The following is a 24,218-nucleotide window of genomic DNA, read 5'->3' on the forward strand; positions in this document are numbered from 1 at the left end:
TGAATCCAAAAGCAATGCTTGCTTTGCGTTGACTGACTGATATTTATTTAAAGATGAATCGTATTACATCGACTTTTTCTGTACTCAAAGCACAAAATAAAAAAGCGCTGATTCCATTTATTACTGCAGGTGATCCAGAACCGGAAATGACGGTTACGTTGATGCATTTGCTGGTGCAAGCAGGGGCTGATATTATTGAATTAGGGGTGCCATTCTCTGATCCGATGGCAGATGGCCCGACTATTCAGCGTTCTTCTGAAAGAGCACTGTATCATCACACCGGTTTAAAAGATGTGTTAACCATGGTGACCGAATTTAGAAAAACAAATACGGTTACTCCCGTGGTGTTAATGGGTTATGCCAATCCAATCGAGGCGAGGGGGTATGGCAATTTTGCGATGGCGGCAAAGGAAGCTGGGGTGGATGGTGTCTTAATTGTTGATTATCCGCCGGAGGAATGTGAGGAATGGGTGCAACAACTAGAAGATCAGAAGATCGATCCTATTTTTTTATTGTCACCTACTACACCTAAAAGACGGATGGAGAAAGTAGCAAAACTGGCAAAAGGTTATGTCTACTATGTGTCATTAAAAGGTGTCACAGGGGCTTCACATCTTGATTTAGTGGATGTGCGCAATAAGCTGGCAGAGGTGCGTTCGCTCATCTCTATTCCTATTGGAGTTGGTTTTGGGATACGAGATAGCGTAGCAGCAAGGGCAGTTGCAGAGCTGGCCGATGCCGTGGTGGTCGGTAGCCGTATTATCGAAGAAATTGAAAATTCCACTCGTTCTGCTTTGCTGGATAATGTTAATAACTTAGTGAAATCCTTACGTGCAGCGCTTGATGAAATCAACGGCACAATTACCTCAGATTCTGAGTGCTAGAAAGCTATGAGTTGGTTCGAACGCATTATCCCGCCCAAAATCAAGCGTAAAGCAAATGGTGAAAAGAAGGCGGTACCGGAAGGATTGTGGAGTAAGTGCGCTTCTTGTGAGGCGGTATTGTATTACACCGATTTGGTTAAAAATCTAAACGTTTGCCCTAAGTGCAGTTATCACAATCGTATTTCTGCCAGAAAACGAATTGATATGTTACTGGACCCAGGAGGGCGTAATGAAATCGGAGCAGAAATAGCGCCACAGGATCCCCTCAAATTTAAAGATAGTAAGCGTTATATTGATCGATTGACCCAAGCTAATGAGAGTACGAATGAAGATGATGCTCTTGTAGTTATGCAGGGAAGCATCAAAGCCGTGCCAGTGGTTGTGGCTGCTTTCGAGTTTGGTTTCATGGGAGGTTCCATGGGTTCTGTCGTTGGTGAGCGCTTTGTCCGTGCTATACAAGTTTGTATCGAGCAGCATTTGCCTTTTGTATGTTTTACAGCGAGTGGGGGTGCACGCATGCAGGAAGGATTGTTTTCGCTGATGCAGATGGCAAAGACATCGGCGGCACTTACGCGACTGAGTAAGGAGAAACTACCTTTTATTTCAGTCTTGACTGACCCAACCATGGGCGGTGTTTCAGCGAGTTTTGCTTTTATTGGAGATATTGTTATTGCTGAACCGGGGGCATTGATTGGTTTTGCAGGGCCACGAGTGATTGAGCAAACAGTACGTCAGACACTTCCCGATGGATTTCAGCGAGCAGAATTTTTGCTGGAGCATGGTGCAATAGACCTCATTGTCGATCGTAGGGAGATGCGTGATAAACTGGTTAATTTATGTGCGTTATTAATGCGCGTACCCGTTCCTGTATCCAGCTAACTGGAATTTCCTTTCATGATTAGAGAAAAGTTTGATAAGCAATTATATTAATATCCGATCTGATTAATTGATAACCTAATCCTACTGCTATTCAAAAATTTCTGGTTTGTTGGAATATCTCGATGGCGGAAAAAACCGCAAAACCCACCTCGCTGACTGATTGGCTGTTGTACCTTGAACATCTTCATCCCAAAGCTATCGATATGGGATTGGCTCGAGTAAGACAAGTGAAAGATACTGCGGGTCTTATTCCCACGTTTCCGGTTATTGCAGTCGGAGGCACTAATGGGAAAGGTTCAACTTGTACCATGCTCGAGTCAATTCTAAGTTGTGCGGGATATCGCGTTGGATGTTATACCTCCCCGCATCTGCTGAAATATAATGAGCGCATTCGTATTGAGCAAAAAGCAGTTTCAGATGAGGAGCTTTGCTGCGCCTTTGATGTCATAGAATCAGCCAGATTGGGTTGCAATATCTCTCTGACTTATTTTGAGTTTGGGACACTGGCGGCAATGTATTTGTTTGCTCAATCAAAAGTGGATGTCGCGATCCTGGAAGTAGGATTAGGTGGACGTTTGGATGCTGTCAATGTGTTTGATGCAGACTGTGCCATACTGACTAATATTGATTTAGATCATATGGATTATCTTGGTACTACACGTGAAGAAATCGGAATTGAAAAGGTAGGGATTTTTAGGAAGGATAAAATTGCTATCTGTGGTGAGACAAATCTTCCGGAAGTTGTACGTAAACAGATAAATACCATAGGTGCAAAATTTATTTGTATGGGTGAAGATTTTGATTATAAGGCCGACAATATTCAGTGGAATTACAAGGGGCCAGTAGGTAGCTGTTCTTCCTTACCTTATCCAGCCTTACGTGGAAGATATCAACTAAAAAATGCCAGTGTCTGTCTAACTGCATTGAATATGCTCAGAGACAAACTACCGGTTACTGCAAATGATGTGCGGCGAGGTCTGGTAGAAATATCTTTGCCTGGTAGATTTCAGGTTTTACCAGGGAGACCGACGACAATTCTAGATGTGGCGCATAATCCTGCGGCTGCGCGAGTACTAGCGGATAATCTTGGCGCTTTAGGCTTTCATCAGTATACTTATGGAGTTATTGGCATGTTAAAGGATAAGGATATCACTTCCGTCGTGCTGGCTTTGAAAAAGTGCGTGGACACGTGGTTGGTAGCAAGTACGCATACTGCCCGTGGTGCTTCAGCGGATGAAATCATTCAGGCGCTAAAAGAAATAGGAATAACAGATGAAGATAAGATTCGTGTTTTTCCAGATACGTCAGCAGCCTATGTTTTTGCTCGTGAGCATGCAACTGAGAGTGATAGAATATGCGTATTTGGCTCGTTTTATACAGTGAGTGCTGTATTAGGGGTATTACAGAAGAACTAAGTTATAAATGATCCAAAGGTAACTTCAAATGGTCAGAAATATTAGTGAAGAAGAAGCATTACTGAGAAAACGTGCGCGAAGACGTTTAGTAGGAGCGGTTACATTGGTGATTCTATCAGTAGTATTTTTACCAATGATTCTTGACAATGAGCCGAAACAAGAGCAGCAAGAAGTTGATATTCTTATTCCGTCAGAAGATTTGGTAAGTGAATCATCTCCTTGGATGATGCCAGGCGAGTCGGCTGATCACGATAGCAATGCAAATACAAAATCGGGAGAACCCTTACCATTCAGTGTGCCAGAATTTACACGAACAGATGATGAGTCGACGGAATTATATAGTACTTCACGTATTCCGATACCTTCTTCTAAACCCCGGTTAAATAAACCTGCAATTCAAACTAATAAACCCACAATTCAAGCCGCAAGACCAGAATCTATTCAACAAGCCACAAGGCCAGAATCTACTCAGGCTGCAAAACCAGAATCCCCCAAAGCTGAGGGCACATTTGTAATACAGTTGGGTGCATTTGCTGATCCGACCAAGGCGAAGCAGCAGCAACAGAATCTTGCGGCTAGTGGTGTTGACGCTTATATTGAAACGATAAAAGTAGGTAGTAATGAAATGGTTCGTGTGCGTGTCGGTCCTTTCCCAACACGGAAGGCAGCAGAAGAGGGGTATGAGAAGCTAAAGAAAATGGGATTGAGTGGTGTTGTGACAAGTAGATAGTTTGAACTTACTCATTTTGCCTTTAAAGTAATAGTAAATGACTATTTTTGATTATATTGTTCTGGGCATAGTTTCCATTTCTGTCCTTCTTAGTATTACTCGGGGTGTGGTGCGTGAAGTGGTGTCATTGCTTGGCTGGATCATTGCTTTCTTTGTGGCAAGCCATTATGCGGCAAATTTTGAACCACTCTTACCGCAGACCGTTGAAGATGGTTCTTTGCGTATGTTGATTGTGTTTGTGATGACTTTCTTTGTGGCTTTAGTAGTAGTAATGGTGTGCTCATTGCTATTGTCCAAATTGGTCAATAGCGTTGGTCTTGGCTTTATCGATAGAATTCTGGGTGCAGTATTTGGTTTTGCGCGTGGGGTGTTAATTGTCTTATTTATAGCATTAGCTGCAGGTTTTACCACTTTGCCCCAACAATCTTTCTGGCAACAGGCATTATTGAGGGAGCCATTAGAAATGATAGCGACGCAAGCAATTCCGTGGTTGCCACAAGATCTCAAAGAGCATATAAGTTTTAATAAATGATCGATACAGATTACTGGGACGAAATAAATAAGTCTATTGATCATAAGAAATACATCCATTTGGAGTCTTTCAGATTCATTATGAAGAGCTTACTTTCTTTTTTCTGTAATCTAGGTTTATTCCGAGGTTAAATATGTGTGGGATTCTCGGTGTAGTTACTCAATCGCCAGTCAACCAAGTGCTTTATGATGGTTTGTTAATGTTACAGCACCGTGGGCAGGATGCGGCTGGTATTGTGACAGCGCAGGAAAATACTTTCCATATGCATAAGGGATTAGGCATGGTCAGGGATGTTTTCCGTACTCGTAACATGCGTGCTCTGCCGGGTAATATAGGGATAGGTCATGTACGCTATCCTACCGCTGGCTCTGCCGAATCGCCAGCTGAGGCCCAGCCATTCTATGTTAATTCGCCCTTTGGGATTGTATTGGGACATAATGGCAATTTAACTAATGCAGCTGAGCTTGATAAGCAATTGTTTCAGTCTGATCGACGTCATGTCAATACACATTCTGATTCAGAGGTGCTGCTGAATGTGTTGGCACATGAATTACAAGAGTATGCAACGAGCTATCAGTTAGATCCTGCTACAATTTTTGCTGCAGTTTCTGGAGTACATCGCCGCTGCCAAGGAGCTTACGCAGTGATAGCAATGATTGCTGGCTATGGTTTACTTGCTTTTCGTGATCCTTATGGCATTCGTCCTTTAGTTTTTGGTGCAGCAGAAACAGATCATGGAACAGAGTATATGGTGGCATCGGAAAGTGTGGCCCTTGATACGCTTGGATTTAAATTGATTCGTGATGTTGCCCCAGGCGAAGCAATTTTTATCGATGATAAAGGTTGTTTTTATAGCAAGCAGTGCGCAATTGATCCTACTCTTAATCCATGTATTTTTGAGTATGTTTATCTGGCACGTCCAGATTCAATCATGGATGGTATTTCCATATATGAAAGTCGGCTTAATATGGGAAGCAGTCTTGCGGATAAAATAAATAAAACGATGCGGCATCTTGATATCGATGTCGTGATTCCCATCCCAGAATCAAGCCGCCCAAGCGCCTTACAGCTTGCTAATCATCTCGGTATCAATTTCCGAGAAGGATTTGTTAAGAACCGTTATATTGGTAGGACCTTCATCATGCCGGGTCAGCAGCATCGACGTAAGTCAGTGCGCCAGAAACTTAATGCAATCAGCATTGAGTTTCGCGGTAAGAATGTATTGTTGGTAGATGATTCAATCGTCAGAGGAACGACTAGTCGAGAAATTGTGCAAATGGCACAAGAAGCAGGCGCACGTAAGATATATTTCGCATCAGCAGCACCTCCCGTTCGTTTCCCGAATGTTTATGGGATTGATATGCCTACCCGGCAAGAATTGATTGCAACTGATCGTGATGATGATGAGATTTGTCGGGAGATCGGGGCTGATGGTCTTGTCTATCAGGATCTGGAATCTCTCAAAAATGCGATATCATCAGTAAATTCACTCGTAAAGAATTTTGAGAGTTCTTGTTTTGATGGGAATTATATAACCAAGGATGTTACCCAAGAGTATTTAGCCAGAATTGAATTGCAACGTAATTCAGGTACGAAAATATCTCAATCTAATAAGCATAGTACTCAGCTTGATCTGGGGCTGGAATTGACAGATTCATAGAGAAAATAGACTGATTCTCGCAAGATCAATAGAATCATTGGTTCGGGGTAACAAGCAAGCAGACTTAATTTGGGAAAAAAGCCGATATGTCAGATGATTTAGAGCCAGAAACGTTAGCACTCCATACGGGTATTCATCGCAGCCAATTCAATGAGCATTCTGAGGCAATGTATCTGACCTCAAGCTTTGTTTTTGAAAGTGCTGCTCAGGCAGCTGCACGTTTTTCAGGGGAGGAGCCAGGAAATATTTATTCCCGCTTTACAAATCCTACGGTCACGGCCATGCAAGAACGACTCGCTGCATTGGAAGGCGCTGAAGCATGCGTAGCCACTTCTTCCGGCATGTCAGCTATACTCGCGTGTGTGATGGGACTACTCTCAGCCGGAGATCATATTATTGCCTCACGTAGCTTATTTGGTGCAACGGTCAGCCTCTTTACGAATATTCTCAATCGCTTCAATATTCAAACGACTTTTGTATCTGCTACTGATATAGATGAATGGCGCGCGGCAGTCAAGGTGAATACAAAGCTGTTATTTCTGGAGACACCTTCCAATCCATTGACTGAGATCTCCGATATTTCAGCGCTGTCAGCAGTTGCCAAGCAAGCGAATGCATGGCTGGTGGTAGATAATTGTTTTTGTACGCCTATCTTGCAGAAACCTTTGGAGTTGGGCGCTGATCTAGTGATTCATTCTGCAACCAAGTATCTGGACGGACAGGGTAGGGTGCTTGGTGGAGCAGTGCTGGGTAAACGTGATTTGCTGATGGACGGCGGTATTTTTGGTTTTCTACGTACAGCTGGGCCTACATTGAGTGCATTTAATGCATGGGTTATTCTGAAAGGAATGGAAACCCTTAAAATCAGGATGGAGACGCATTGTGCTCATGCCATTGAAATTGCGCGCTGGTTAGAAGCACAGAAGAGTGTTTCGCGTGTTTTTTATCCAGGGCTATCATCCCATCCACAGTATGAGCTGGCCAAGCGTCAGCAAACAGCCGGAGGAGGTATTGTTACCTTCGAAGTGAAAGGTGGAAAAGAAGCGGCATGGCGAGTAATAGATAATACGAAATTAATTTCGATCACGGCTAATCTTGGTGATGCTAAGAGCACATTGACCCATCCGGCTACAACTACGCATGGCCGAATCAGTCAAGAAGCGCGTGATGCGGCAGGAATTACTGATGGGTTACTGCGTGTTGCAGTAGGCCTTGAATCCCCCCAGGATCTTAAAGCAGATCTGGCCCGGGGGTTATTATCTTGATTTAAAACATATTATTCCGTTTCCAAATCAAAGATGACGCGAAGGCGAGCCGCAGACAGTATAAAAATAATACGGCAAGGAGAAGTCGACAAAGTCAGGTTTGATTTAGAAATGGAATTAGCAGTTTTCAACTTTTATAATCACTACATCTTCTAATGGCACATTCTGGTGTCCAGCAGAATTGCCTGTTTTTACTTTCTTAATTTTATCAACGACGTCCTTTCCTTCTACTACTTTACCAAAGACACAATAACCAAAACCCTGAGCAGTAGGCGCAGTATAGTTGAGGAAATTATTATCGTTAACGTTAATAAAAAACTGAGATGTGGCTGAATGCACATCGGATGTCCTTGCCATGGCAATGGTATAGGTATCATTTTTAAGACCATTGGCAGCTTCATTCTTGATGGGAGCAAGTGTCTTTTTTTGTTTCATGTCCGGTTCGTAGCCACCACCTTGGATCATAAATCCGTCTATGACGCGATGAAATAATGTATTGTCATAATGTCCATTATTAACATAATCCAGGAAATTTTGGGCGGTAATAGGTGCTTTGTCATTATCGAGCTCTATTCCGATGACGCCATAATTAGTATGTAGTTTTATCATGTTTATTCCTAAGTTAATGATCAGAGTGATCAGAGGAACCTGCGAGAAGCTCGATAGATTCGATTACTATAGTGTTTCTCGGAACATCGCTCGCAAAAATTCCGTTTGGTCCTGTGGGTGTCGTCGCTATTTTATTGACGACTTCCATACCTTTAGTCACTTTACCGAATACCGTATACCCATATCCTTGTGTGGTTGGGGCAGTATGATTGAGAAATGAATTATTCGCAACATTGATAAAGAATTGAGCAGTTGCTGAGTGCGGATTACTGGTTCTTGCCATAGCTATTGTGCCGATCTCATTTTTTAACCCATTAGCAGCTTCATTTTCAACAGGTTGCTTCGTTGGCTTCTGGATGAGCGATTGATCGAATCCCCCTCCTTGAATCATAAAGTTTGCAATCACACGATGAAATATTGTGCCATTATAAAAACCTTCATTTACGTAATTTAAAAAATTCTCTACTGTTTTAGGCGCTTTCTCAGGATAGAGTTCCACGGTGATTGGGCCAAGATTAGTATTTATTCTGATTTCTGGTTGAGCAGCAAAAAGTGTCGTACTGATCATCAGTAACAAGACAGAGAGAAAACGGGTCATGGTGTAGTTCCTATTCAATGAGTGCATACGCCGGATCAAAAAGTGACTCCTTCCTTATGTTACAATTCCCCGGTTTTTGTTATGAGGAAAGATGGAATTTTATCTTTTATATTAAGGATAAAATTCTATAATTCTCAAATTTTACCAAGAAGATCGTTTCTCCCACAATCATTCATTCGCTGATTCGCTGTAATGCTTAAAATTTATAACACCCTGACTCGTAAAAAAGAGAATTTCATTCCTATAAATCCTGGTGAAGTCAAAATGTATGTGTGCGGGATGACCGTTTATGATTATTGTCATCTGGGGCATGCTCGTGTTCTGGTAGTCTTCGATACTGTAGTGCGTTGGCTAGAAGTAGCTGGTTTTAAGGTAACCTATGTGCGTAATATCACTGATATTGACGATAAAATCATTAGACGTGCGCAGGAAAATAATGAATCCATCGATACCTTGACCAAACGCTTCATCGATGCCATGCATGAAGATGCAGCGATACTGGGCGTTGTTCAACCCACGCACGAACCCCGTGCTACCCAATGCATCCAAGACATGATTGTCATGATGCGTACTCTCGTTCAGAAGGGTCTTGCGTACGTTGCAGATAATGGAGATATATTTTATTCAGTTCATCAATTCCCTCATTATGGAAAACTTTCTGGTAAATCACTTGAAGATCTGCGTGCGGGTGAACGTGTAGAAATTGATCTTAATAAAAAAGATCCATTGGATTTCGTGCTATGGAAAGCCGCTAAAACCGGCGAACCTTGCTGGGATTCCCCCTGGGGAAAAGGGCGGCCAGGTTGGCATATTGAATGTTCAGCGATGAGTGAGCATTATCTGGGCGAGCACTTTGATATTCATGGTGGTGGTCAGGATCTGCAATTTCCACATCATGAGAATGAAATAGCGCAAAGCGAAGGAGCGCACGATCATCCTTATGTTAATTATTGGATACATAATGGCTTTGTGCGTGTTGATAACGAAAAGATGTCCAAATCATTGGGTAATTTTTTTACAGTACGGGAAGTTCTCACGCGCTATCAACCGGAAGTCGTGCGTTTTTTTATTTTACGTGCGCATTACCGTAGCCCCCTCAATTATTCAGATGAGCATCTAAATGATGCTAAGAGTGCGCTCGATCGGCTTTATATCGCTTTGAAAGAATATGATTTGCCAGCGACTGGCATAAGCTGGGATGAGCCGTATGCTGAACGGTTCAAGGCAGCGATGAATGACGATTTCAATACGGCCGAAGCTATCGCTGTTCTGTTTGATCTTGCGGGAGAGATCAATAGAACGAGTAGTTCCCGGCTCGCAACCCTGCTTAAAGCATTGGGTGGTACACTGGGTTTGTTACAACAAGATCCGCAAGCTTATCTGCAGCATATCCTCTCACCAGAAAAATGCTTGTTTTCGCAGGAAGATATTGAACAAATGATTCAGCAGCGTTTGGAAGCGCGGAAGAAGCGGGATTTTGTTCAGGCTGACAATATACGTAAACAGCTTGCAGCAGCAGGCATTATTCTGGAAGATGGTGCCCAGGGGACAACCTGGCGTCGTCAGTAATGCTTTTTAAGTAGTACGGAAAATGAATGATCAATAAATGCTATGCGCATGGGAATATCTGAAGCGAGCATCATGATCATACACCCACTGATTCAGGAGACGACGGGCTGAATCAATGATTTCCGATGCAGTCATTCCTATCGGGCCATTCAGGATTTCAAGTAAGGCATCCGCTGCTGCGCCATGCAGATAAACAGCTAGTAGCAGTGCGTTTTCTGATGATAACCCCTGGGCGAGTAGCGCACCTATCATACCGGATAACACATCGCCTGTTCCCGCGCTACTCAAGCCAGGATTCCCACTGGCATTGAAATAACAGTGACCGTTTGGAAGTGCACAAATACTTCCTGCCCCTTTCAGCACAAGCGAGCAATTGAAATTCTTGGCTAAATTCTCTGCTGCTTTCATGCGATTGCTCTGAACAGTGGCGATATCGGTATTGAGCAGCCGAGCTGCTTCAGCAGCATGAGGCGTGAGAAGGGATGGTGCACGGCGTGTACGTAACGCGCTAGCGAGCTCAGAATGGTACGCAATCAGATTGAGGGCGTCTGCGTCCAAAACCAGGGGTAAGGAAGTCTGCAAAGTCTTTTCCAGGCAAAGACAGGCGGCGATTTCCTTTCCCAGCCCAGGACCCACGATCAGACAAGTTAGGTGATCAAGCTCAAATAGATCGTCTACCGGACGCAGCATGAGTTCTGGCTGAGTTGGATCGACGGTGGGGAAGTGATTGGCGAGCAGACCAAGGTATACTCGGCCGGTTCCTAATTTAAGTGCGGCTGAACCTGCTAATAGCGCTGCTCCGATCATGCCTGACGATCCACCCAGGATCCCCACGCTACCAAAGATGCCTTTATGGCTATTAGCTGGGCGAGGTGGAGGCAATAATGTTTTTATCATGGTTTGATCAAGTAGCCATGATTGCGGACTTTTCATGGAGATTGCATCGAGATCCAGATTGCATAAAATGATTTCTCCGGCGTATTCGCAGCCATCATGCGTCAGAAGGCCCGGTTTCAGGCCAATGAAAGTAGCCGTGATCGTTGCTTTGATGGCAGTACTGAGTGCGATCCCGTTATCTGCGCTGAGACCACTGGGAATATCGAGCGCAAGTACTGGTAAATTCATATTGTTAACGACTTCGATCAGACGTCGATATTTTTCATCCAATTGATATTTGGCAGGGTTTAGGCCAATGCCGAATAAGCCATCGATGACCACATGCCATAAGCCGGAAGAGGGTATGTCGTTATGTAGTTCACCGCCCATACTCAGCCAGTTTTGAAAGGCCTGCTTAGCATCTTGCGATAATTTGGAAGCTTCACCAGTGAAAACTGTGGTGACCTGAAAGCCCCATGCGCGTAGATAACGTGCTGTGACAAAGGCATCTCCTCCATTATTGCCCGGTCCAGCTAGCACCAGCACTTTGTTTTTATCGTTGCTAAGCAGCCTATCTTTGGTGATATGAGCAGCAGCTAATCCAGCTTTTTCCATGAGATCTGGAGGATTGGGCAGGGCAGCAGCGAGCTGTTCAATTTCACGAATGTCAGCGGTGTAATAGACAGGGATCGGGTTATTCATCTGATTGTGTGCCTTCTCGTGTAAAATGATTATTCTCAGTTTAACTCACTATTATTTCGATGCTCCAATTTCGAGGCCATAAAGCGCAATCTCACTTTCGATTACAAAAATTATCTGATCTGATTAAATCCATCGTACCGCAATTTTCGGCTATTGACGCTGAATACTGGTATTTTTGTGAAACCAAACGTGATTTGAATCAGGATGAACTGAATATTCTGCAGAAGTTGCTTAACATTGATCCAGCTCATCAATCTCCTGTAGCGAAAGGTGTATTTTTGTTGGTTTTACCGCGTCCAGGTACCATTTCACCCTGGTCATCCAAGGCAACGGACATTGCTCATCATTGTGGGCTCGATGTGATTGAAAGGATAGAGCGAGGTGTTGCATTTTATATTCAGCATGAAACAGCACTTTCTGATGAGAACAGGCGTGCAATCGAGGCAATCATATATGATCGCATGACTGAAGCGGTTTTTCATTCTTTGTCTGAAGCTGTGGTTTTATTTCATCATATCGAACCAGCACCGCTTAAAGAAATCAATATTCTGGAAGAAGGTAGAATGGCTCTGGTTAAGGCTAATCAAGCAATGGGATTGGCCTTGTCTCCTGATGAAATTGACTATCTGCTGGATTATTTTCTTGATATTAGGCGTAATCCTACTGATGTCGAGTTGATGATGTTTGCCCAAGCAAATTCAGAACATTGTCGACATAAAATTTTTAACGCAGACTGGGTTATTGATGGCGAGCAAAAAAATCAATCGCTGTTTTCAATGATACGTCATACCCATCAACAGCATCCACAGGGTACGATTGTGGCTTATGCGGATAATGCAGCCATTATCGAAGGGGCGGCGATTAATCGCTTCTGTCCTGGGAAGGATAACGCTTATGGCTACGCACTGGAGCCTACCCATCTGCTCATGAAGGTGGAAACCCATAATCATCCGACGGCAATTTCTCCTTTTCCAGGGGCCGCAACAGGAGTAGGAGGAGAAATACGGGATGAGGGAGCGACCGGGCGGGGCGCAAAACCCAAAGCTGGATTAGCTGGCTTTTCTGTTTCCAATTTGCGTATTCCAGATTTCATTCAGCCTTGGGAAGCATTGCATGGGCAAAATGGCTATGGCAAGCCAGCCCGTATTGCCTCTGCCCTGGAAATCATGTTGACTGGGCCTATCGGTGGTGCTGCGTTCAATAATGAATTTGGCCGACCTAATCTTGCAGGTTATTTTCGAACATTCGAAGCGCAAGTTGCCGGGGAGATGCGTGGCTATCACAAGCCTATTATGCTGGCTGGAGGAATTGGGCAGATTTCTGAGCGGCATACTGCAAAGCAAGATTTCTCAAAAGATGCCGTCCTGATTCAACTGGGTGGGCCGGGCATGTTGATTGGACTGGGGGGGGGCGCAGCTTCCAGTATGGATACCGGCACTAATACGGAAGACCTGGATTTTGATTCGGTACAACGTGGTAATGCAGAAATGCAACGTCGTGCCCAGGAAGTAATCGATCGGTGTTGGCAGCTGGAACGCAGTGGGCAACCTAATCCTGTTCTTTCGATTCATGATGTCGGCGCTGGTGGGCTGTCCAATGCGTTGCCAGAACTCGTTCATGGAGCTGGCTGCGGGGGGCATTTTAATTTACAGGCGATTCCTTCGGAAGAATCGAGCATGTCGCCGATGCAGATTTGGTGTAATGAAGCGCAGGAGCGCTATGTGCTCGCCATCAGACGTGAATCGTTGACTTTATTCCAGGCAATTTGTGAACGAGAGCGATGCCCTTATGCTGTAGTCGGTGAAGCGATTATTCAGCAGCAACTCATTGTGACTGATGAGAAATCTAGCAACTTACCGATCAATATGCCGCTTTCGGTATTATTGGGTAAACCACCCAAAATGACGCGTGTTGTATCGCATATTACCAAAGTGTTTCCTCCATTTGATCTGACAGGAATACATTTACAAGAAGCTGCTTATCGGGTTCTAAGATTGCCTGCTGTCGCAGATAAAACATTTTTGATTACCATTGGTGACCGTAGTGTGGGTGGAATGACCGCGCGTGATCAGATGGTGGGACCTTGGCAAATACCGGTGGCAGATGTCGCAGTGACGGCCATGGGTTATCAGACCTATCTTGGTGAGGCATTTGCGCTCGGTGAGCGCGCGCCTCTGGCACTGATCGATCCTGCGGCTTCTGCGCGCATGGCAGTAGGAGAAGCCATTACCAATATTGCTGCTGCTGCGATAAACGATCTTAGTGAGATCAAGCTCTCTGCTAACTGGATGGCTGCTGCCGGGCATCCGGGAGAGGATGCTGCACTCTATGACGCCGTTCATGCTGTTGCAATGGAATTATGCTCACAGCTAGGGATGAGTATTCCGGTTGGCAAGGATTCCATGTCCATGAAAACTGCCTGGCAAGAATCAAATGAAAATAAAGGCGATAAACAAAAAGAGGTTATTGCGCCCCTCTCACTTATTATCTCTGCTTTTGCAAGAGTGGGTGATATTCGCAAAACACTCACCCCACAATTACGCACTGATTGTGGTGAAACCGAGCTTATTTTGATTGATCTAGGGAGAGGGAGAAACCGCCTGGGTGGTTCGGCATTGGCGCAAGTTTATGGGCAATTGGGGAATGCTGCTCCAGATATATCGAGTATCGCTGAAATAGAAAAGCTTAAACGTTTGTTTTCGGTCATACAGGAGTTGAAGCGCGCGGATCGGATCCTTGCTTATCATGACCGTTCAGATGGTGGATTGTTTGTGACTTTGTGCGAGATGGCTTTCGCTGGTCATGTAGGTATGACGATCAGTCTAGACCAGTTGTGTTTTGATCCATTGGCTAAAGATATCGGTTATGAGATCAAGCCGGAGGTGCTGCATGAAAGTTCCCTGGAACGCTTGATGGCGATTTTATTCAGTGAAGAATTGGGGGTAGTGATTCAGATCAAAGTACAACATCATGCAGCAGTGCTACAAATGTTGTCAGAAGCTGATCTAAGTGAAGATAGTTTTGTTCTGGGAAGTCTCAACGAACAGGATCAGATCTGTTTTTTATGTAACAATAAAGTCATTTTTCAGGAGAAACGGGTTAACTTGCAGCGTGCCTGGTCAGAAACGACTTACCAGATGCAGAAACTACGCGACAACCCTGCATGCGCACAGCAAGAATTTGATCGTATTCTCGATACTTCTGACCCTGGCTTGAGTGCTGAACTGACTTTTGATATCGAAGAGGATATTGCGGCACCTTTTATCCAAACGGGTATCCGACCCAAGATGGCCATTCTGCGTGAGCAAGGCGTGAATGGTCATGTTGAAATGGCGGCTGCCTTTGATCGTGCCGGATTCGAGGCTATTGATGTGCATATGAGCGATATCATGACTGGGCGCGTTTCATTAGGCGACTATAAAGGGTTTGTCGCATGTGGTGGATTTTCTTATGGAGATGTGCTTGGGGCTGGCGAAGGGTGGGCCAAATCTATCCTGTTTAATGCGCGCGCGCGCTATGAATTTGAATCTTTTTTTGAGCGTAGTGATACTTTCGCGCTGGGTGTATGCAATGGTTGCCAGATGATGAGCAATTTGCATGAAATTATTCCAGGCACCGATCATTGGCCGCACTTCGAGCGTAATGTATCCGAGCAGTTTGAAGCGCGTTTTGTCATGGTTGAGATACCAAAGAATCCCTCACTCTTCTTTGATGGCATGGTAGGAAGTCGTCTGCCTATCCAGGTAGCACATGGAGAAGGCTATGCAGCCTTCAGTAGTGATCTACAATTGGAATCGGCATCATCCTATGTCGCATTACGCTTTGTTGATCACTACGGTACGCCGACCGAGCGATATCCATTTAATCCTAATGGTTCACCGCAAGGGATGGCTGGGATGACCTCGATCGATGGTCGATTTACCATTCTGATGCCTCATCCTGAACGGGTTTTTCGTACCGTTCAGCATTCATGGCATGTGGACACCTGGCCAAAAGACTCTCCCTGGATGAGGATGTTCAGAAATGCGCGTAAATGGGTTGGGTAGGTGTTCGAAGTTAATCATGAGCTGCCTTTAGTTTTCCGATGGTATTATTACGTGACTCTCTAGATCATTAATATTTTTAAGAATAATTAATAAAATGACCAAGTGGAAAGTTAGCATCCGAAGCGGATTAGTAAGCATAATGTTGTTAGCATGGGTAGGGCATTCCGAAAATTTGCCAGCACAAATTATTCCTGCCCCTAAGCCTGAATCTGCCATTAGTGATTCTGCGCGAGAATGTGTGTCGGTAGCGCATTGGATTATTCCGGGCAAGGGCAAGACCGTCTTGTCCGATATTATTGCGCGTGCAGCAAATCAATCGGTAGTTTTACTAGGTGAAACACATGTCAATCGGGAGCACCATCTATGGCAATTACAAATGCTGGCAGCGTTGTATGCTGCTCGTCCCGATATGGTGATTGGTTTCGAAATGTTCCCACGTCGGGTCCAGAAAGTACTCGATCAATGGGTGGCGGGTGAACTGTCTGAAGCTGCTTTCCTGAAAGCTTCAGAGTGGGATACGGTATGGAGAACAGATGCCAGTCTTTATCTGCCATTATTTCATTTCGCACGCATGAATCGTATCCCGATGCGGGCACTTAATATCGATACCCAACTAAGAAAGCAGGTAGCTGAGAAAGGTTTTGACAGTGTGCCTAAGAATGAGCGTGAAGGGGTAACGCATCCAGCACCTCCCAATTCTGGGTATCTCGATTTTTTGTTACCCATATACGAGGCGCATGACCGCAAGGGTAAGAAAGAGGGAAGAAATAATCGTTATGATCCTGATTTCTTACGATTTGTTATTGGCCAGCAATTATGGGACCGGGCAATGGCTCAAGAAATTCATGCGGTATTCAGCACGCAGACTCAAGGAAAAAGCCCACTGGTTGTTGGCATTATGGGATCAGGTCACATTATGTATGGCTATGGTGTTCCCCATCAATTGAAAGATCTTGGTGTAACAAAAGTTACTTCATTGTTACCATGGGATACAAACAAATCATGTCAACAACTGGTTGCAGGTTATGCTGATGCCGTTTTTGGTGTTTCCCCCTTCGTCGCGGAAACAACACCTTTGCGCCAGCGACTGGGTATTCGCTATGAGACTGCTTTGCAGGATGGCGGAGCACGTGTTCTGCAGGTTGAAAAGGGGAGTATTGCCGAGGCGGCCAATATGCTGGAAGGCGATCTCATCACTGAGATCGCTGGATTATCGGTGATGGAAGTGGGTGATATCGTGGCTGTGGTGAAGCGTCAGGCACCGGGCACGTGGTTACCGCTGAAAATCAAGCGAGGGAATGACGAGATTGAAATTGTTGCCAAGTTTCCTGCACTAGGGAAATGAAGAAGCCATCAGACTGAGACTGGCTCGTAGCTCCTGTAAAATATCTGGGTAGGATAATTTTACAGGATTGCGTTGAGAGTCAGCTCTCTTATGGTAATGACAGCGAATCGCTTTGGCTAGATTATGGTATCACCAGTAGCAATTGATTCCGCCAAACAATCCCGCCCCAAGCGCTTTTTGTGGCATTGTCACCCGCATAGGATACACTGGTATTAACATTTATCCGCCACTTATACACATGGGTTATCGAAAATTATGGGCGCTATGCTATAGGTTATAGATTATAGGCAGCCATGATTTTTTTATGCCAACGTGATTGACCATGACACAGCTCCTTTGCTAATTTGATTTTGTGATATCTTTTCAGAGAACACTTAACAAAGCCCTTTGCTTTTTTCTTTTTGTTTATAAAGAGTAAAGTCAAGTTGATGTCTTTGAAGAAGTTTGTAAAATTCTGTCCGATTGCGTTTGGCCAATTTGGCTGCTTGCGTCACATTGCCTTCAGTAATTTTTAGTAAACGTACCAGATAATCTCTTTCAAACTGTTTGCGCGCTTCTTCAAATGATACGAGCTGCGCTTCTTCCTTATGCATCGCATCATAGACCAGCTGATGTGAAATGAGAGGGTTCGCACTCAGGACAACGCTTTGTTCTATTATATTCATTAATTGTCGAACATTACCCGGCCAGGAAGCGCTGAGCAAAAAATTGATTGCTTCTGGCGAGAATCCATTAATTTCTTTTTCGTATTTTTCGGCAAAAGTACGAAGAAAATGATTGGCCAGTAAGGGAATATCTTCACGGCGCTGAGTTAGCGAAGGAATCGTTAAACCGACCACATAGAGTCGATAATACAGATCTTCACGAAAATTCCCTGCCGTGATCTCAGCTTTGAGATCACGGTGGGTTGCAGAAATAATCCGGACGTCAATCGGGATTTGCTGCGTAGACCCGACGGGTCTAATTACCCTTTCTTGCAATGCATGCAGTAACTTTACTTGTAGCAGCAGCGGCATGTCACCAATTTCATCAAGGAATAATGTGCCACCTTCGGCTAATTGAAATAAGCCTTTATGGTCACGGATAGCGCCTGTAAAAGCCCCTTTGGCATGTCCAAATAGCTCTGATTCCAGTAATTGCTCAGGAATGGCTGCGCAATTGATGGTCACAAAGGATTGGCTACAGCGCTTGGATGCTTGATGAATAGCGCGTGCAAATAATTCTTTGCCAACACCACTTTCTCCAAGAAGTAATACACTCGCATTCCCTTCCGCAACGCGTTCCACTTTGGTCAGAATATCTTCCATTTCAGCATTTTGGGTAATGATATTTTTACGCCATTCAGCTTGGGATGCTTCATAGGGTTCGCTATTTACGTTATTGCACGTAAGTCTAAGTGCCTGATCAATTTGATCGAGCAAGGTTTTTGGATCATAAGGCTTGGTGAGGTAACCAAAAATACCACGCTGAACTGCGGTGACGGCATCTGGAATCGTGCCATAGGCTGTCAGAATAATGACCGGTAGCGTTGGATTGGCGTGATGAATATGTTCAAACAATGCCATACCGTCCATCCCACTCATTTGCATGTCACTGATGACGAGATGGGGGCGTGAGATATCCAGACAGTTTAATGCTGCTTCTGCGCTGGTAGCTACGATGGTTTCAAATCCTGCAGCCGTCAAACGTATCGAGAGTAATTCAAGAAGGTCTGAGTCGTCATCGACAAGTAAGATTTTTTTAGGCTGGATCATAATATTTTATTCAAGGTGTTATTCTACGGATTGGTTGCTTTTCCATATTTTTTATAGCGTCTATCCTATTTTTCAAGGTCTGAGCGTATTCTTCCAATGCTTGCGCTTGCTCATCCGATGCTTTTAATTTTTGCGATAAATTTCTCGCATCGGTTCTTGCAATTTGCTGCTCTCTGAGTAGAGATATTAATAATTTCCTGAAATTAGCTAAGTTAGTCGACATTGTAATATCTTGTGGCCAATTATTTAGTAAATTGAGCGCAGTCTGGATATTTGTAAAAGATGTTTTAGGTAAACTGATGAGTAAGATGTATTTAAGACGACTTTCAGCATCAGGGTTATTTTTAAAGTGTTTCTTGGCATGGTTGTATTCTGAGGCCAATTGAGTAGCATTCTTTTTCTGCAGCTGGTCATAATACAACATCAATTCATCTAAACTGTGGTATTGATCCAATTCATCTTGTTGAGGAATTTGTGTATTTAAAGAGTCTGATGATTGATGGGTAGGCGTTATTGTACATCCAATTAATACAACAGAAAATATTAGAAGTAATAACGACTTGGAAACAATACTCATGACTGGACCTCAGGATCTTGAATAGGCAAAGTTAGGCGGAAATGCGCTCCCTGACCGCCATGTTTAACAAGTTCAATATTCCCACCGTGGGCAAGTGCGTATTCCCTGGCAATCGACAATCCAAGCCCGGTTCCTCTGATATGGCTATTAGGTTTGCTACGTCCCCGATAAAAGGGCTCAAATATTTTATCCACATCAGTGATATCAATACCGCTACCATTGTCAATGATATCGAGTTGGATAGCTTGATCTATTTGTATCGCAGAGATCTTAATGCAACTTTCTTGTGGAGAGAATTTTATGGCGTTTGATAAAAGATTATCAATAATAATGCCAACTCTCTGTTTGTCACATTCGAGTATGAGATCTGGACATGTCAAATCGATTTTTATTTTTCTGCTCATGATAGACAGATTCTGATCTTTCAAAACAGTGTTGATGATATGAGCTAGATTTGTACGCTGTTTGATAAGTGCCGCTTTATCTGCCTGAAGAGCGCTAAAACTTAATAAATCTTCGATACGTTTCTGCAATTGGATACTGCTTGTGTGAAGTATATCGGCAATTTGTTGCTGTTTTATATTAAGATCGCCAGTTACTCCTTCTGCAAGGAGGTTAGCACCCTCACGAATAGCGGTGAGGGGTGTTTTAAGTTCATGGGAAACATGTCGTAAAAACTGAATTTTCTGTTCTTCCAATTTAAGCAAGCGGCGACGCATCCAGTCCAGCCGAGAACCTAAGTATTTCAAATTTTCTGGACCAGTAATTCGTACTGCTTTAGATAATTTACCTTGTCCCATACTATAAATTGCTTCGTCAAGCTGACGAAGTGGACGTACTATGAATACTGAGAAAACAAGTGCTAACAAAATAACAAATGGAATCAGAATGAGTAATTCCCACTTTACCAAAGTGCGAGCACGTAAAGCCATCTCGCTTATTTCATTTACTTTCTGTCCAATTAGCCGATAATTTTCTGTAGAAAAATTCTGCGCAAGGATAAGCAGATCAGCAAATTGGTCGAGTAAATCTCGAAGATTCTGAGGAGTATTATATAAAGTTAATATTTCACGAAAAATCGTTGTCTCTAATAATTGTAGTTTCTCCAATAAAAGCTGTTGTTCAAGGTAGGGAGAAACTTCAGCAAGCTTTATCACCGTTTTTTCAAAATTGGTGTGCGCTTGGAAGTAACCCTCCAGTAAGGATATATCTTCCAGGATGTGCGCGTGTTGTACGCTTCGCTCCATCACGATAATTTCATCAATCAGGATACTGCTGCCATGATTAATTTGCGTTGCCTGATAGATAGTTTTACGGCTTTGGTCGGCAAGCTGATCGATACGTATGGCGCTGTAGATTAGCGCAGCGATTAATGGTAACCCTACTATCGAAAAGCCAAGCAAGATCAATTTAAGAAATGACTTGGGGTTGTGACGTAGTTCTGTTTGAGGGGTAACATCCAATTTATCATCCGTTTCTGCCGTAACAGAATCCATCGTACTTCTCACTACATCTATCCTTTTTATTATCTTATCTACAGTCTGACTGTGTTTATTTTATAAAAATAAAGATGTGGGGATCTTTGGACTACAACCCATTATACCGGCTATACCGGCAAGGGAAAAAACTTTCTGATGAACGTATTAGAAATAAACGACAGACTCTGGGTTTGTTGTGTCTATATTGGTGCCGAATTTTTTGAAGCCAATTCAAATTCTTTCTTTTCGTCTCAAGATAGTATTCTGGACTTGCGGTAACATGGCTGGATAATTAAGACTGTAGTGCAAGCCACGGCTTTCATGGCGTAACATGGCGCTTTGCACAATCAAATCAGCGGTTGTAACCAGGTTACGTAGTTCTAACAAATCACCTGTCACACGAAAATTAGTATAGTACTCATTGATTTCCTCCCGTAGCAGGTTTATGCGGTTTTGAGCACGTTGCAAGCGCTTGTTGGTTCGTACGATTCCCACGTAACTCCACATGAAGCGGCGTAATTCGTCCCAGTTATGCGAAATGACGATTTCCTCATCTGCATCTGTTACCCGACTTTCATCCCATTTTGGGAGGGAGATGGGGGGCAGGGGTGGTTGACTGAGAATATCCTCGGCCGCGGCCTGGCCAAATACTAAGCACTCTAGTAAAGAATTACTGGCTAACCGGTTAGCGCCATGTAAACCAGTATGAGCGGTCTCACCTATGGCATATAAGTTGTCCAGATCAGTTTTGCCTTTCCGGTCAATAACGATACCGCCGCATGTGTAATGTGCAGCGGGAACGACTGGTATGGGTTGTCGAGTGATATCAATCCCTAATTCGTGGCATCGAGCATAAATAGTAGGGAAATGCTGCTTGAGAAAATCTGGTGATTTATGAGAAATATCCAGATATACGCAGTCAAGGCCTCTTTTTTTCATTTCAAAATCAATAGCACGTGCCACAATATCGCGTGGTGCAAGTTCCGCGCGTTCATCATGCCGGGGCATAAAGCGTTCGCCATTAGGAAGCTTTAATAATCCGCCTTCACCTCTAACGGCTTCACTAATTAGAAAAGATTTAGCATGTGGGTGATAAAGGCAGGTAGGGTGAAATTGGATGAATTCCATATTGGCTATCGTGCAACCTGCACGCCATCCCATGGCAATGCCGTCACCTGTGGCAGTATCGGGATTGGTTGTATAGAGATAGACTTTACCGGCCCCTCCTGTTGCTAATACCGTGTTGTGGGCAGAAATGGTGTGTATCTTATCTGCTTTGATATCCAATACATAAGCGCCATAGCATCGGGCATTCTGCTTATCAGAATAATGGGGTAATTTAGAACTTGTGATCAGATCAACTGCAATATGATGCTCGAGTATGACGATATTAGGATGTGTGCAAATTTTTTTGCTGAGCGTAGATTGCACTGCTTTACCGGTGGCATCATTGGTGTGGATAACTCGACGCACACTATGCCCACCTTCTTGTGTAAGGTGATAACCGGTTTCGTTATTGTTATCGCGTGTAAAGTTGACTCCTTGAGAAATGAGCCATCTGATAGCTTGCGGTCCATTTTCGACTACATAGCGTGTGATTTCCTCATCACATAAGCCGGCGCCGGCAACTAATGTGTCGCGGATATGAGCGTCAGAGGAGTCTTCCATTGAAAGTACTGCAGCAATCCCGCCTTGAGCCCAAGTACTGGAGCTATCATGTAATGATCGTTTAGTGACAATAGCTACTTTCTGATTTTGTGCTAGATTGAGGGCGAGCGTAAGCCCAGCTAAGCCACTACCGATAATCAGTGTATCAAAATGATATTGTTGCATTGATTAGTTTTAATTTATTTGTAAACTGAAGCTATTTTATTAATCATAACTCAATAACTAAAGTTTCGTTGAAACTCTTATTGAATAAAAGTAGTGAACTAATCTGGATACTTTATTGTCTTTAATCCGACTTCGAATAGTTCACGGCAGATCCCCGAACAGGTATACTTTGTTGGGTGCTCAATTTAAAATTTAAGTGGCTGCATCAAAAGTTATCTATTTTTAATTTCGGGGAAAGGACGCATGGGTGATCGTGAAATCGATCAACAATTGGTTGAACGCGTGCAGCATGGTGATAAGCATGCTTTTGATTTACTAGTGATCAAATATCAGAGAAAGCTGGCACGTTTATTATCACAATTTATTCGTGATGCTGCTGAGGTTGAAGATATTGCCCAAGAAACTTTTATTAAGGCATATCGTGCATTACCATCATTTCGTGGTGAAAGTGCCTTTTATACTTGGCTATATCGCATCGGTATCAATACAGCCAAAAATTTTCTTGTATCCCAAGGAAGAAAAGTGCCCACGACTGTTAGTGAGTTTGATAATGAAGAGGCAGAGAATTTTGAAGAAGCAGGTAGATTACGAGAAATAAGTACTCCTGAAAGTGAACTGATGAGTAAACAAATTGCTCAAACGGTTAATCAATCATTAGATGCATTACCTGAGGAATTAAGGACTGCGATTGTTCTGAGGGAAATTGAAGGTTTAAGTTATGAAGAAATTGCGAGTATTATGAATTGCCCCATTGGAACAGTTCGTTCTCGTATATTTCGTGCACGTGAGGCCATAGCTGAAAAACTGCGGCCTTTATTAGGAACAGGTAAAGACAAAAGGTGGTAATGAAGGGGTGGTTTTATGAAAAATAAAATATCAGAACTGATAGATGGTGAATTGGGTTCGGTGGATGCCGATGAAGTAATCACAGAGTTAAAGAAAAATAATGATTTATTGAATGATTGGGAAGCATATCATGTGATCAGTGAAACCCTGCGACAACCTACAGCATCATTCCGCATTAATGTGTCGAGTCGAGTGAGTGAACGCTTAGTAAGCGAACCGACCTTATTTATGCCGCGTGCATCACAAGCACACAAACGAAAATTCATTACTCTTTCAGCTGCTGCATCCTGTGCTGCCTTGGTAAGTGGATGGTTAGTGATGCAAATAGAAGATGCTCCGCAAGGAACACGTGTTGCGGAAAAAGTGAATAATAAGGCCGTTGTTCAAGTTGATCATCCTGTTACTTTCCAACCCTCCCCAGCCTTTACACTTCCATTTATGCCTTACCAACCCGGTGATTATTTATTGATTCATAGAGAATTTTCACCTCATATGAAGATACAGGTGCCAGTAACGAGTGTACATCAGGTTGAAGGCAGGGAAGAAAAATCTAGGTAAGGTATGTGATAAATCTCCAGGATTGAAATTTTATAGATGCCAGCAGGTTATTTGCTTGATCG

19 protein-coding genes are annotated in these 24,218 nt (G+C 43.5%); 12 read left to right on the forward strand and 7 right to left on the reverse strand.

The genetic code is table 11. The features are described from left to right. The first annotated feature begins 53 nt into the window (after positions 1-53). The 7 genes from trpA (at position 54) to R2Q26_RS03920 (ending at position 7,365) form a co-directional block, all read left to right on the forward strand. A complete protein-coding gene (gene trpA, locus R2Q26_RS03890) occupies positions 54-884 on the forward strand; it encodes a tryptophan synthase subunit alpha (RefSeq protein ID WP_317535058.1) in 831 nt (276 codons plus the stop codon). A 6-nt stretch (positions 885-890) separates the two neighbouring features. Further along, a complete protein-coding gene (accD, locus tag R2Q26_RS03895; RefSeq protein WP_090566251.1) occupies positions 891-1,763 on the forward strand; it encodes an acetyl-CoA carboxylase, carboxyltransferase subunit beta in 873 nt (290 codons plus the stop codon). Between the two features lie 122 nt (positions 1,764-1,885). Beyond that, entirely contained in the window at positions 1,886-3,178 is a 1,293-nt protein-coding gene (folC, locus tag R2Q26_RS03900; protein ID WP_317535059.1) for a bifunctional tetrahydrofolate synthase/dihydrofolate synthase, read from the forward strand. Between the two features lie 28 nt (positions 3,179-3,206). Next, positions 3,207-3,908, forward strand: coding sequence for an SPOR domain-containing protein (locus R2Q26_RS03905; RefSeq protein ID WP_317535060.1), 702 nt, complete (start codon positions 3,207-3,209; stop codon positions 3,906-3,908). Between the two features lie 37 nt (positions 3,909-3,945). After that, on the forward strand, positions 3,946-4,440 hold the full coding sequence (locus tag R2Q26_RS03910; protein ID WP_317535061.1) for a CvpA family protein: 495 nt from the start codon (positions 3,946-3,948) through the stop codon (positions 4,438-4,440). Between the two features lie 133 nt (positions 4,441-4,573). Further along, positions 4,574-6,100 carry an amidophosphoribosyltransferase gene (gene purF / locus R2Q26_RS03915; protein WP_317535062.1) on the forward strand — a complete coding sequence of 509 codons (1,527 nt, stop codon included), beginning with the start codon at positions 4,574-4,576 and terminating at the stop codon, positions 6,098-6,100. An 86-nt stretch (positions 6,101-6,186) separates the two neighbouring features. Continuing rightward, complete coding sequence (locus tag R2Q26_RS03920) at positions 6,187-7,365, forward strand: O-succinylhomoserine sulfhydrylase (protein ID WP_317535063.1); 1,179 nt, start codon at positions 6,187-6,189, stop codon at positions 7,363-7,365. Between the two features lie 117 nt (positions 7,366-7,482). Here R2Q26_RS03920 and R2Q26_RS03925 read toward each other — a convergent pair whose 3' ends face one another. Together R2Q26_RS03925 and R2Q26_RS03930 are read right to left on the reverse strand one after the other, a co-directional pair. After that, positions 7,483-7,974, reverse strand: coding sequence for a peptidylprolyl isomerase (locus tag R2Q26_RS03925; protein WP_317535064.1), 492 nt, complete (start codon positions 7,972-7,974; stop codon positions 7,483-7,485). A 13-nt stretch (positions 7,975-7,987) separates the two neighbouring features. Then, positions 7,988-8,572: a peptidylprolyl isomerase gene (locus R2Q26_RS03930; protein ID WP_317535065.1), complete on the reverse strand. Its 585-nt coding sequence runs from the start codon at positions 8,570-8,572 to the stop codon at positions 7,988-7,990. Positions 8,573-8,764: 192 nt separating this feature from the next. On the opposite strand from R2Q26_RS03930, the gene cysS reads away from it, so the two are divergent. Next, positions 8,765-10,141: a cysteine--tRNA ligase gene (gene cysS / locus R2Q26_RS03935; RefSeq protein ID WP_317535066.1), complete on the forward strand. Its 1,377-nt coding sequence runs from the start codon at positions 8,765-8,767 to the stop codon at positions 10,139-10,141. A gap of 30 nt (positions 10,142-10,171) precedes the next feature. Here cysS and R2Q26_RS03940 read toward each other — a convergent pair whose 3' ends face one another. After that, a complete protein-coding gene (locus tag R2Q26_RS03940) occupies positions 10,172-11,719 on the reverse strand; it encodes an NAD(P)H-hydrate dehydratase (protein ID WP_317535067.1) in 1,548 nt (515 codons plus the stop codon). Positions 11,720-11,778: 59 nt separating this feature from the next. Here R2Q26_RS03940 and purL point away from each other — a divergent pair, with 59 nt between their 5' ends. Further along, entirely contained in the window at positions 11,779-15,765 is a 3,987-nt protein-coding gene (purL, locus tag R2Q26_RS03945; RefSeq protein WP_317535068.1) for a phosphoribosylformylglycinamidine synthase, read from the forward strand. 94 nt (positions 15,766-15,859) lie between these two features. Continuing rightward, on the forward strand, positions 15,860-17,110 hold the full coding sequence (locus tag R2Q26_RS03950) for a ChaN family lipoprotein (protein WP_317535069.1): 1,251 nt from the start codon (positions 15,860-15,862) through the stop codon (positions 17,108-17,110). A 374-nt stretch (positions 17,111-17,484) separates the two neighbouring features. On the opposite strand, the gene R2Q26_RS03955 is transcribed toward R2Q26_RS03950, so the two are convergent. The 4 genes from R2Q26_RS03955 to nadB form a co-directional block, all read right to left on the reverse strand. Then, positions 17,485-18,864, reverse strand: a complete 1,380-nt coding sequence (locus R2Q26_RS03955; protein WP_317535070.1) for a sigma 54-interacting transcriptional regulator — start codon at positions 18,862-18,864, stop codon at positions 17,485-17,487. Between the two features lie 10 nt (positions 18,865-18,874). Next, the gene (locus R2Q26_RS03960; RefSeq protein WP_317535071.1) at positions 18,875-19,441 is read right to left on the reverse strand and encodes a hypothetical protein; all 567 of its coding nucleotides are present in this window, start codon (positions 19,439-19,441) and stop codon (positions 18,875-18,877) included. Continuing rightward, positions 19,438-20,937 (reverse strand): HAMP domain-containing sensor histidine kinase, encoded by a 1,500-nt coding sequence (locus tag R2Q26_RS03965; RefSeq protein WP_317535072.1) that lies wholly within the window; start codon positions 20,935-20,937, stop codon positions 19,438-19,440. Before R2Q26_RS03965 ends, R2Q26_RS03960 begins: the two co-directional genes overlap by 4 nt. Before the next feature lie 213 nt (positions 20,938-21,150). Beyond that, positions 21,151-22,752, reverse strand: coding sequence for an L-aspartate oxidase (nadB, locus tag R2Q26_RS03970; protein WP_317535073.1), 1,602 nt, complete (start codon positions 22,750-22,752; stop codon positions 21,151-21,153). 243 nt (positions 22,753-22,995) lie between these two features. Between nadB and rpoE the strand changes: the two genes are divergently transcribed. Next, positions 22,996-23,598 carry an RNA polymerase sigma factor RpoE gene (gene rpoE / locus R2Q26_RS03975; protein WP_317535074.1) on the forward strand — a complete coding sequence of 201 codons (603 nt, stop codon included), beginning with the start codon at positions 22,996-22,998 and terminating at the stop codon, positions 23,596-23,598. Between the two features lie 15 nt (positions 23,599-23,613). Then, entirely contained in the window at positions 23,614-24,156 is a 543-nt protein-coding gene (locus R2Q26_RS03980; RefSeq protein ID WP_317535075.1) for an RseA family anti-sigma factor, read from the forward strand. Positions 24,157-24,218: the final 62 nt, after the last annotated feature.

The organism is Nitrosomonas sp. Is37 (assembly GCF_033063275.1).
In the GTDB taxonomy this organism is placed as follows: domain Bacteria; phylum Pseudomonadota; class Gammaproteobacteria; order Burkholderiales; family Nitrosomonadaceae; genus Nitrosomonas.

What these genes read in the sequence shown, in the direction of transcription:
- trpA (WP_317535058.1), top strand. Translation starts at nt 54, where the DNA reads ATGAATCGTATTACATCGACTTTTTCTGTACTCAAAGCACAAAATAAA.
- accD (WP_090566251.1), top strand. Translation starts at nt 891, where the DNA reads ATGAGTTGGTTCGAACGCATTATCCCGCCCAAAATCAAGCGTAAAGCA.
- folC (WP_317535059.1), top strand. Translation starts at nt 1,886, where the DNA reads ATGGCGGAAAAAACCGCAAAACCCACCTCGCTGACTGATTGGCTGTTG.
- R2Q26_RS03905 (WP_317535060.1), top strand. Translation starts at nt 3,207, where the DNA reads ATGGTCAGAAATATTAGTGAAGAAGAAGCATTACTGAGAAAACGTGCG.
- R2Q26_RS03910 (WP_317535061.1), top strand. Translation starts at nt 3,946, where the DNA reads ATGACTATTTTTGATTATATTGTTCTGGGCATAGTTTCCATTTCTGTC.
- purF (WP_317535062.1), top strand. Translation starts at nt 4,574, where the DNA reads ATGTGTGGGATTCTCGGTGTAGTTACTCAATCGCCAGTCAACCAAGTG.
- R2Q26_RS03920 (WP_317535063.1), top strand. Translation starts at nt 6,187, where the DNA reads ATGTCAGATGATTTAGAGCCAGAAACGTTAGCACTCCATACGGGTATT.
- R2Q26_RS03925 (WP_317535064.1), bottom strand. Translation starts at nt 7,974, where the DNA reads ATGATAAAACTACATACTAATTATGGCGTCATCGGAATAGAGCTCGAT.
- R2Q26_RS03930 (WP_317535065.1), bottom strand. Translation starts at nt 8,572, where the DNA reads ATGACCCGTTTTCTCTCTGTCTTGTTACTGATGATCAGTACGACACTT.
- cysS (WP_317535066.1), top strand. Translation starts at nt 8,765, where the DNA reads ATGCTTAAAATTTATAACACCCTGACTCGTAAAAAAGAGAATTTCATT.
- R2Q26_RS03940 (WP_317535067.1), bottom strand. Translation starts at nt 11,719, where the DNA reads ATGAATAACCCGATCCCTGTCTATTACACCGCTGACATTCGTGAAATT.
- purL (WP_317535068.1), top strand. Translation starts at nt 11,779, where the DNA reads ATGCTCCAATTTCGAGGCCATAAAGCGCAATCTCACTTTCGATTACAA.
- R2Q26_RS03950 (WP_317535069.1), top strand. Translation starts at nt 15,860, where the DNA reads ATGACCAAGTGGAAAGTTAGCATCCGAAGCGGATTAGTAAGCATAATG.
- R2Q26_RS03955 (WP_317535070.1), bottom strand. Translation starts at nt 18,864, where the DNA reads ATGATCCAGCCTAAAAAAATCTTACTTGTCGATGACGACTCAGACCTT.
- R2Q26_RS03960 (WP_317535071.1), bottom strand. Translation starts at nt 19,441, where the DNA reads ATGAGTATTGTTTCCAAGTCGTTATTACTTCTAATATTTTCTGTTGTA.
- R2Q26_RS03965 (WP_317535072.1), bottom strand. Translation starts at nt 20,937, where the DNA reads ATGGATTCTGTTACGGCAGAAACGGATGATAAATTGGATGTTACCCCT.
- nadB (WP_317535073.1), bottom strand. Translation starts at nt 22,752, where the DNA reads ATGCAACAATATCATTTTGATACACTGATTATCGGTAGTGGCTTAGCT.
- rpoE (WP_317535074.1), top strand. Translation starts at nt 22,996, where the DNA reads ATGGGTGATCGTGAAATCGATCAACAATTGGTTGAACGCGTGCAGCAT.
- R2Q26_RS03980 (WP_317535075.1), top strand. Translation starts at nt 23,614, where the DNA reads ATGAAAAATAAAATATCAGAACTGATAGATGGTGAATTGGGTTCGGTG.